General features: G+C 52.7%; 13 protein-coding genes. 3 read left to right on the plus strand and 10 right to left on the minus strand.

All coding sequences use genetic code 11. The annotated features are described in order from the left end of the window. The 10 genes from rpsE to rpmC all read right to left on the minus strand — a co-directional run. A partial coding sequence (gene rpsE, locus AB8B75_RS20110; protein ID WP_405364689.1) for a 30S ribosomal protein S5 occupies positions 1–470 on the minus strand: 470 nt, incomplete at its 3' end. A 135-nt stretch (positions 471–605) separates the two neighbouring features. Beyond that, a complete protein-coding gene (gene rplR, locus AB8B75_RS20115) occupies positions 606–965 on the minus strand; it encodes a 50S ribosomal protein L18 (protein WP_405364691.1) in 360 nt (119 codons plus the stop codon). Between the two features lie 11 nt (positions 966–976). Further along, positions 977–1,510: a 50S ribosomal protein L6 gene (gene rplF / locus AB8B75_RS20120; protein ID WP_405364693.1), complete on the minus strand. Its 534-nt coding sequence runs from the start codon at positions 1,508–1,510 to the stop codon at positions 977–979. 10 nt (positions 1,511–1,520) lie between these two features. Then, positions 1,521–1,913, minus strand: coding sequence for a 30S ribosomal protein S8 (rpsH, locus tag AB8B75_RS20125; RefSeq protein WP_405364694.1), 393 nt, complete (start codon positions 1,911–1,913; stop codon positions 1,521–1,523). A gap of 12 nt (positions 1,914–1,925) precedes the next feature. Next, positions 1,926–2,231 (minus strand): 30S ribosomal protein S14, encoded by a 306-nt coding sequence (gene rpsN / locus AB8B75_RS20130; RefSeq protein WP_405364696.1) that lies wholly within the window; start codon positions 2,229–2,231, stop codon positions 1,926–1,928. A 19-nt stretch (positions 2,232–2,250) separates the two neighbouring features. After that, positions 2,251–2,814 carry a 50S ribosomal protein L5 gene (gene rplE, locus AB8B75_RS20135; RefSeq protein ID WP_405364698.1) on the minus strand — a complete coding sequence of 188 codons (564 nt, stop codon included), beginning with the start codon at positions 2,812–2,814 and terminating at the stop codon, positions 2,251–2,253. Further along, positions 2,807–3,118, minus strand: a complete 312-nt coding sequence (gene rplX, locus AB8B75_RS20140; protein WP_405364700.1) for a 50S ribosomal protein L24 — start codon at positions 3,116–3,118, stop codon at positions 2,807–2,809. Before rplX ends, rplE begins: the two co-directional genes overlap by 8 nt. Continuing rightward, complete coding sequence (gene rplN / locus AB8B75_RS20145; RefSeq protein ID WP_121899038.1) at positions 3,118–3,486, minus strand: 50S ribosomal protein L14; 369 nt, start codon at positions 3,484–3,486, stop codon at positions 3,118–3,120. The genes rplX and rplN overlap by 1 nt, the downstream gene beginning before the upstream one ends. Positions 3,487–3,556: 70 nt before the next feature. Continuing rightward, positions 3,557–3,796 (minus strand): 30S ribosomal protein S17, encoded by a 240-nt coding sequence (gene rpsQ, locus AB8B75_RS20150; RefSeq protein WP_405364702.1) that lies wholly within the window; start codon positions 3,794–3,796, stop codon positions 3,557–3,559. 11 nt (positions 3,797–3,807) lie between these two features. Further along, positions 3,808–4,011, minus strand: coding sequence for a 50S ribosomal protein L29 (gene rpmC / locus AB8B75_RS20155; protein WP_405364710.1), 204 nt, complete (start codon positions 4,009–4,011; stop codon positions 3,808–3,810). Between the two features lie 496 nt (positions 4,012–4,507). On the opposite strand from rpmC, the gene AB8B75_RS20160 reads away from it, so the two are divergent. From AB8B75_RS20160 to AB8B75_RS20170, 3 genes are all read left to right on the plus strand, one after another. Further along, positions 4,508–5,851, plus strand: coding sequence for a nitrate- and nitrite sensing domain-containing protein (locus AB8B75_RS20160; RefSeq protein ID WP_405364704.1), 1,344 nt, complete (start codon positions 4,508–4,510; stop codon positions 5,849–5,851). A gap of 72 nt (positions 5,852–5,923) precedes the next feature. Further along, positions 5,924–7,363 (plus strand): methyl-accepting chemotaxis protein, encoded by a 1,440-nt coding sequence (locus AB8B75_RS20165; RefSeq protein WP_405364706.1) that lies wholly within the window; start codon positions 5,924–5,926, stop codon positions 7,361–7,363. Between the two features lie 863 nt (positions 7,364–8,226). Next, positions 8,227–8,655, plus strand: a 429-nt coding sequence (locus AB8B75_RS20170; protein WP_405364708.1) for a TIGR02466 family protein, incomplete at its 3' end; no start/stop codon positions are given.

Raw genomic sequence — 8,655 nt, forward strand, 5'->3', positions numbered from 1 at the left:
TCTTTGCGAAGCCCGTCCATCGTGGCGCGGATCATGTTGTAAGGGTTCTGAGAACCGATGGACTTCGACACCACATCCTTAACACCCAGCATTTCGAATACGGCACGCATCGGACCACCTGCGATGATACCCGTTCCTTCGGGTGCAGTGCGCATAACAACTTTACCGGCGCCGTGTCTGCCTTCCATATCGTGGTGCAGCGTCCGACCTTCGCGCAATTGCACACGGATCATTTGACGCTTTGCCTGCTCGGTTGCTTTGCGGATGGCCTCAGGAACTTCTTTCGCCTTCCCTTTGCCAAAGCCAACACGGCCTTTTTGGTCACCAACAACCACAAGGGCTGCGAAACCAAAGCGCTTACCACCTTTTACGGTTTTGGACACGCGGTTGATTGCGACCAGGCGGTCGGCAAATTCCGGTGCTTCGTCACGATCACGGCGTGGGCCGCGACGGTTTTCACGTTCTGCCATTGAGAACATCCTTCAACTTCTGGGCAAGCGCCCGTTTGTTCAATCCAAGTGAGCATAAGCCCCCGGATCATCGAGGCGGCCCTTCGTGAGCCGCCTGCCCTTTTCGTTACAAAGGTGGCCCAGGCCGCTTTGCTCTTAGATTTTCAAACCGCCTTCACGTGCGGCGTCGGCGACGGCCTTGACCTTTCCGTGAAAGAGGAAACCGCCGCGATCAAAATACGCTTCGGAAACACCAGCCTTCTTCGCGCGCTCGGCAATAGCCGCACCCACTTTGCTTGCTGCTTCAATGTTGTTTTTGCCAACCACACCCAGTGCTTTTTCGAGCGTTGATGCGGAGGCAAGAGTTGCGCCAGCCACATCGTCGATCAATTGAACGGAGATGTTTTTGTTGGAGCGGTGCACCGAAAGGCGCACGCGTCCAGCGTTGACCTTGCGGAGTTTGTTCCGAACGCGCAGGCGGCGCTTCAAGAACAGTTGTCTTTTGCTGTTTGCCATTTTCTGCGTCCTTACTTCTTCTTGCCTTCTTTGCGGAAAACGAACTCGCCTTTGTAACGGATCCCTTTGCCTTTGTAGGGCTCTGGTTTACGCCATTGGCGGATATTCGCGGCGACCTGACCAACAAGCTGTTCGTCAATGCCTTCCACAATCACTTCGGTCTGCTTCGGTGCGGTTACCGTGACGCCCGCGGGCGGCGTGTAATCCACATCATGGCTGAGACCGAGGTTCAGTCTCAACGTGTTGCCAGTCATTGCGGCACGATAGCCAACACCCTGGATTTCAAGTTCTTTCTTGAACCCATCTGTGACACCTGTGACCAAGTTTGCGACCATGGTCCGGGACATGCCCCACTGCTGACGCGCGCGTTTGGATTTGCCGCGCGGCGTGATGGTCACAACATTGTCTTCGACGGCCAATGTCACATCATCCGTTGCACTGAATGTACGCGTGCCTTTGGGGCCTTTGACTTCGATGGTCTGACCGCTGACTGATGCGCTTACACCAGAGGGCAGATCGACCGGTTTTTTACCAATACGAGACATCTTGCGCTCCTTAGAAGACGGTGCAGAGCACTTCGCCACCAACGTTGGCGCTGCGTGCTGCTTGGTCCGACATCACACCCTTAGGGGTGGAGACAATCGACACGCCCAGACCCTGACGGACAACCGGGATGTCATTGACGCCCATGTAAACGCGACGACCGGGTTTGGAAACCCGCTTCAAGTCGCGAATGACAGGTTCGCCTTCATAGTACTTCAGGCTGATCTCGATGGCCGGATGACCATCGGCACCAGTGGTTTTCTCATAACCACGGATGTAACCCTCGTCCGCCAGCACGTCCAACACCCAAGCGCGCAGCTTGGAGCCGGGCGTCATGACAGTGGATTTACCACGCAGTTGCGAGTTACGGATGCGTGTCAGCATATCTGCGATAGGATCGTTCATCTGATGCGCTCCTTACCAGCTCGACTTGACCATACCGGGGATTTGGCCTGCTGAGCCAAGATCCCGAAGTGCGATCCGCGAAATTTTCAGTTTACGATAATAGGCGTGAGGACGGCCCGTCAGCTGGCAACGGTTGTGCAAACGCACGGCCGAGGAGTTGCGGGGCAGTTTTGCCAGCTTCAGGGATGCGCGAAAACGCTCTTCCATCGGCTTGCTCTCATCGTTTACAATCGCTTTCAACTCGGCGCGCTTTGCAGCATATTTCTTCACCAGAGCTTCGCGCTTCTTCTCGCGCTCGATCATTGCTTTTTTAGCCATATCTAAATCCCTCCCGCGCTTATGAATTGAAGGGCATGTTGAAAGCTTTCAACAGGCTCTTTGCTTCAGCGTCGGTATGCGCCGTCGTGGCGATCACGATGTCCATTCCCCAGTTCTCATCGATTGTATCGAAGTTGATCTCTGGAAAAACCAAATGCTCTTTGAGGCCCATGGCATAATTGCCACGTCCATCAAAGCTCTTGCCTGAAACGCCGCGGAAGTCGCGGATGCGAGGCATGGCAATCGTGGTGAGACGGTCGAGAAATTCATACATGCGGTCACTACGCAGGGTCACTTTCGCGCCCATCGGCATGTCCTCACGCACCCGGAAGCCGGCGATGGATTTCTTGGCCGTTGTGGTCAATGCTTTTTGCCCGGCAATCAGCGTCAGATCGGCTTGCGCAGATTTGGCTTTCTTGCTGTCACGTACGGCAGCGGCACCACATCCGATGTTCAGGACAATTTTGTCCAGACGCGGGATCTGCATGTCGTTCTTGTAGCCGAACTCTTCTTTCATCGCGGCACGGATCGTATCGTGATACATCGCCTTCAGGCGGGGCGTGTATGTTGCACTATCAAGCATCGATCACGTCCCCCGTTGTTTTGGCAAATCGTACTTTCTTGTCGCCTTCCATTTTGAAGCCAACGCGTGTCGCCTTACCCTTGGCGTCCACATAAGCGAGGTTGCTCAGGTCCATCGGCATCGGCTTGGGGATACGACCTCCCTGGCTTTCCTGGGACTGGCGCGTGGCACGGATGGAAACGTTGATCCCACCCACAATGGCCTTACCGGATTTCGGATCTACAGACGTGATGCTACCCGTTTTGCCCTTGTCCTTGCCGGCCAGAACGATGACCTTGTCACCTTTGCGAAGTTTAGCAGCCATTACAGCACCTCCGGCGCAAGCGAGATGATTTTCATGAAGTTTTTCGCACGCAATTCACGCACAACTGGGCCAAAGATACGGGTACCTATGGGCTCGTTGTTGTTGTTGAGAATAACGGCGGCATTGCGATCAAATCGGATCGCGGTGCCATCTTCGCGACGGACTTCTTTGGCGGTGCGTACGACAACGGCCTTCCGGACGTCGCCTTTCTTCACGCGACCGCGCGGGATGGCTTCCTTGACCGACACGACGATAACGTCGCCGACGGATGCGTATTTACGCTTGGAACCACCCAGTACCTTGATGCACTGAACACGGCGTGCGCCGCTATTGTCAGCTACATCCAGATTGGTCTGCATCTGGATCATTTGGTTTCTCCCGACCTTTAGGGGGCGATGCGTGCCTTATCCCTAGGGTTTCGATTAAGCAGGGGGTACTTTAGGCCTCAGCGGCTTCCAGTACTTCCCAACGTTTGGTCTTGGACTTGGGTGCACATTCAACAATGCGAACGCTGTCGCCCACTTTGAATGTGTTCTTCTCATCGTGTGCCCGGTATTTTTTGGACTTACGAATGGTTTTCTTCAAAATGGGGTGCGTAAAGCGACGCTCCACCGAAACTGTGACTGTTTGTGCGTTCGCGTCAGAGGTCACGACGCCGGACAGAATACGCTTTGGCATAGGTGCTCTCCTTATTCAGACGCTGCAGCAGCAGCTTTTTGGTTCAACACAGTTTTCACTCGCGCGGCATCGCGACGTGCCTTGCGGATCTGTGCTGGATTCTCCAATTGACCCGTTGCTTGCTGGAAGCGCAGGTTGAAGGAGGTCTTTTTCAGGTTGGCCAACTCTTCACGCAGCTGGTCTGGCGTTTTGTCGTGCAATTCCTTGGCGTCCATCGCCGTTTTCCTTTCAACATCACGGGCAGGCCCAACGCACATCAGCTTTGCAATGCGATTGGTCACCCTGATTCCCGTGGAGTTCATGATGAAGTGGCCGTATAGGCCGATGTCGCACGCACCGCAACCCCTTTTGGCAAAGACTATATCGCTCCGCGGCCAGGTACATCCGAGCCACTCAAGCAATGGCATGGCCAAGGGCAATTGGCCGCTAAATGAGACTGCAAGTATCACCCATCCAGCGCTCGGATCGAATGCGTCACAGTCCAAGCTGCAGGTGCGGCGATGATCTTCCGACGACTTCGAAACCGCATCCCCAGCCCAAAAAAAGCCCCGATTCTCAGTAAAATTTTCTTGAAATCGCCAAGCGCTTTCCAAAAAAGCCCCGATTTAGAGCGTTTTAGCACAAAGAATTGGCAAAAACGCAAAATTTTTTGGGAACGAATTGTTAACAAATTGAGCGCACCGAATGCAGATATGATCACTGAGGTGCCCCATGAAGCTTCGCAAACAAATCCTGACGATCGTAGCCATCCCTCTTATCGGATTGACTGTGGTATCCGGCATCGGACTTTCACAGGCCATCACAGATGCAACTGAAACCAAGAAAGTGCAAACGGCACTGGGCTACGCAGAAGTCGTCAGCTCACTTGTGCACGAGCTCCAGGTGGAACGTGGATATTCCGCTGGGCACGTCGGGTCAGGTGGACGCAATTTTGGGGATGTCTTGCCCGAGCAACGCGCGAATGTTGATCTCATGCTGGAGAAATTTTCGGAGATCCATGACTTGCTGGCCGTCGAATACCCCGACAGGCTTGCAACAATCGACCATGATCTCGAAGGATTGCTGGCGATGCGCACAGCCGTCACATCGTTGGAGACGAGCGTTCCGGAAGTGGCTGGATTTTACACCAGCCTTATTGCAGACGCCCTGTCGATCACAGACATCACGTTTGCGGAAATCCACTTGGGAAGTGTTGCACTCGCCGGCGCAAGTTATGTGGCGTTGAGTGAAGGCAAAGAGGCGGCAGGTCTGGAACGCGCAATGGGCGCCGCGGGATTTGGCAAAGGGTCGTTCGCACCAGACATATTTCGCAAGTTCGTCGGCTTTGGGGCACAGCAGGCTTTTGCGCTTCACCAATCCGAACTCTATGCCGCCGAAGCGATGCCCGCGCTCGATTTCTCCGAGTTTACCGAGGCTTCAGACGTCGAAAACCTGCGCCAGATTGCATTTGCCAGCGTAAAAGGCGGTGACATGTCACAGATCAGCGGTCCCGACTGGTTTGCAACGTCGACAGCATGGATCGAACGCCTGCGCACTGTCGAAGTCGACCTTTTAGAAGGAATTTCGGCGCTCAACAAAAAGGAAGCTCAGTCCGCGTTGTTTCGTGAAGTTGTATTTGCAGCGGCGGCGGGGTTGTCTTTGCTGCTCAGTATGACTGTGGCCTACTTTATTACACGGCGTTTTTCGAGGCACATCGATGCAATCAACGAAGCCATGGCCAATGTTGCCAGAAAAGATTTTGACACCGAAATAGAAACCGTTGCGGTCAAATCAGAGATCGGCGACTTGTCACGCTCGTTGGAAACAATGCGCAACGAGCTAAAGTCAGCAGACGCCCAACTGGTCGAAGCATTTTCAAAGAGCTTTGCTTTCGACGACAGCAACTCGGCCATGATGATTGTTGATCCTGAAATGGTTGTTACGTCATGCAATTCTGCTGCGCAGCAACTAGTAGTCCTGCACGAAAGCACCTTCCAAGATGTCTGGCCTGACTTCGATTCCAAATCAATGGTGGGCTTCTCAGTTGACCGTTTCCATAAAAACCCGGCGCATTAACGCGCCATCCTTGCAGATCCTTCCAAACTGCCTTGGCGCACCGATATCAGTATTGGAGATCTGAAATTCGAGTTGAACGCTTCATACGTACAGGCCGAAGATGGTTCTTATGCAGGCAACGTCTTGCAATGGCGCGACGTGACAGCTGAACGGTTGCATGCAGGCGTCATCAAGGCGATCGACCAAGACCAATGCATGGTAGAATACACGTTAAACGGCAGCATTATTCGCGCGAACAACCAGTTTTTGAAGCTTCTCAAGCTTGATGACGTACAAGCGACAGGACGCCAATACGATAGTTTCCTGGCAGCAGACGAACCAACACGACAAGACCAAAAAGCGGTCTGCGACGCGCTCAAGGATGGGCAGGCGCAATATGCAATGCTAAAGCTCATTGCCGCGGACAATAGTAATGTTTGGCTGCGCGCTAACTTAACACCGATTGTGGATGGCAGCGGTCAGCCCTTTAAAGTCGTTTTGATTGCGACCAACGAAACGGCAGCTGAAGCTGCACGGATTGAAGCCGAGGATGCTCGCCAGAAAGAAGAGTTGGTTCGGGAAACCGTAGTAAGAGAACTGGCGCAAAACTTAAACCGCTTGTCCGAAGGCGATCTTACTTGTCAAATCACTGCCAACTTCGAAGGTGAATATGAGCGATTGCGTGTGGACTTCAATGAGGCCGTTGAGCGATTGTCAGGTCTGATAAAAAGTGTCGACGAAACGGTCATTGGTGTATCGTCCAATGCGTCAGAAGTCAGTGCCGCATCAGGCGAGCTCGCGCGCAGGACTGAGACACAGGCTGCAACACTGGAAGAAACTGCAGCCGCACTGGATGAGCTTACTGCAACCGTGAACTCGACGGCAGAGAACGCCAAAGACGCTAATAGTGCGGTTGTTGAGGCCCGCAAAGGTGCAGAAGCAGGCGGTGAAACTGTGCGCGATGTTGTCAAAGCGATGGGCAAAATTGCTGAGTCTTCTGCCAAAATAGCCAAAATTATTGAAGTTATTGACGACATTGCCTTTCAAACCAATCTGCTTGCACTGAATGCGGGTGTGGAAGCCGCTCGCGCAGGAGACGCAGGCCGCGGTTTTTCAGTCGTCGCATCAGAAGTTCGGGCGTTGGCGCAACGCGCCACGGACTCAGCCAAGGATATTTCCACCCTGATTACATCAAGTGACACGCAAGTAAACGCAGGCGTAGAACTCGTCGAACGCGCTGGGGAAGCCTTGGAGTTAATCGTTTCCAATGTTGCTTCAACCGGCAAGTTGGTCGGAACAATTACGCATGCCGCTCAAGAGCAAGCCACGGCGCTTCAGGAAATCAACTCAGCGGTCAACTCAATGGACCAAACGACGCAACATAATGCGGCGATGGTAGAAGAAACCACTGCCGTCAGCACGTCCCTAAGCTCTGAAGCTGAGAACCTTCAAAAAATGGTCGCCGCCTTTAAAACAGTGGGCAAAGCCGGATTTCAAGAAGCAGAAATACAGCAGGAGGTTCTTGGTGGTTAATCGGTTCCAAGATTTGCAAGTTGGCTATGCGCTGTGATTGGACAGGGAACCATCCCGAAGACGTTTGTCAAAAATGACGTGAAAAAAAGACCACTGGCGAACTGATGCCTCGATGCCACGCTAATCTGAGCGTCGCAGTAGTGAACAATGGCTATGCAACCGTTCCCTTGTTGTTGGATACAAGTTCAATACGAAATAGAGGTTCTGCTCTGATCCCAAGGCAAAACTTTCTAAATAGTGTGATTATTTGAACCAGCCCGCCGATCTGAGCAAACTATCCGATATACGTTGCAACGCTGTGAATGCGCTCACGACCTCTCAATCCAAGCTTGCCAAATATGGGCGCTCACACACACTAAAATAGTTGTGTTGGAATAGCAGAGAAGATTCAAAATAGTCTGTTATGGCCAGGTTTAGAAGAGAAGCTAAAAGTGTGCTGGCGCACCTGAAAATAGCACGCGCTTGTGATCCTTGGGCCAAAGCATAGCTTCTTCGCCAAAGGCTTAAGGGGCATTGCCTGCCAAATAGTTTTAACGGCATGGTTCAGTAAAGGCTCGCAAGAGCGCACAAAGATACTGGTGCACGGAAGATTATTTTGAAACGAGTTAATCCCAGCAACCATTGCAAACTCCCGTATCGAAGGGATTTTCAATCCGAACAAGATGGGAAAGAAATACTGCGCAATATCCAATATCCAATACCCAACGAAATAGGCTCACAAGGGATTGCGGAAAATCTCGGCGCGGCCCATGATTCAGTGCGATTAGGGAACTCAATTCTTGGCACCAGTTAGCGTAGTCCGGTAATTCTTGTTCAATAACATCGCATTGTTTTTGCATCCCCTTCTAAGTTAGTGTCATCTGATGCCCCAGATATCTTCTCTTTTTGTGACCCGCCTCTACCACGCCGTATTGGCTGAGAAAGGCGCGCCAATTGACGTTAGCGAGCTCAGCACCTCTTGTTGGTCCATCGCCGAGGACGACCAGGCCGGACAGGAGTGGTGCGACGAAAATGGCTTTCCCGGCTACACCAGCTATGCCTCCCTGACCGATCTGCCCTACCGCTTTCCCATTTTCAAAGACTTGGTCAAGACACTCAACAAACACGTGAAAACATTTGCCCAAGACCTTGAGTTCGACCTTGGTGGCCGCAAGCTGAAACTCGAAGACATCTGGATTAACATCCTGCCCCCCGGTGGCATCCACACATCCCATATTCATCCGCATTCCGTGATAAGCGGCACTACCTATGTGGCTGTGCCCAAAGGCGCCAGTGCGATCAAGTTCGAAGAC

The organism is Roseobacter sp. (assembly GCF_045106495.1).
Classification (GTDB): Bacteria; Pseudomonadota; Alphaproteobacteria; order Rhodobacterales; family Rhodobacteraceae; genus Roseobacter.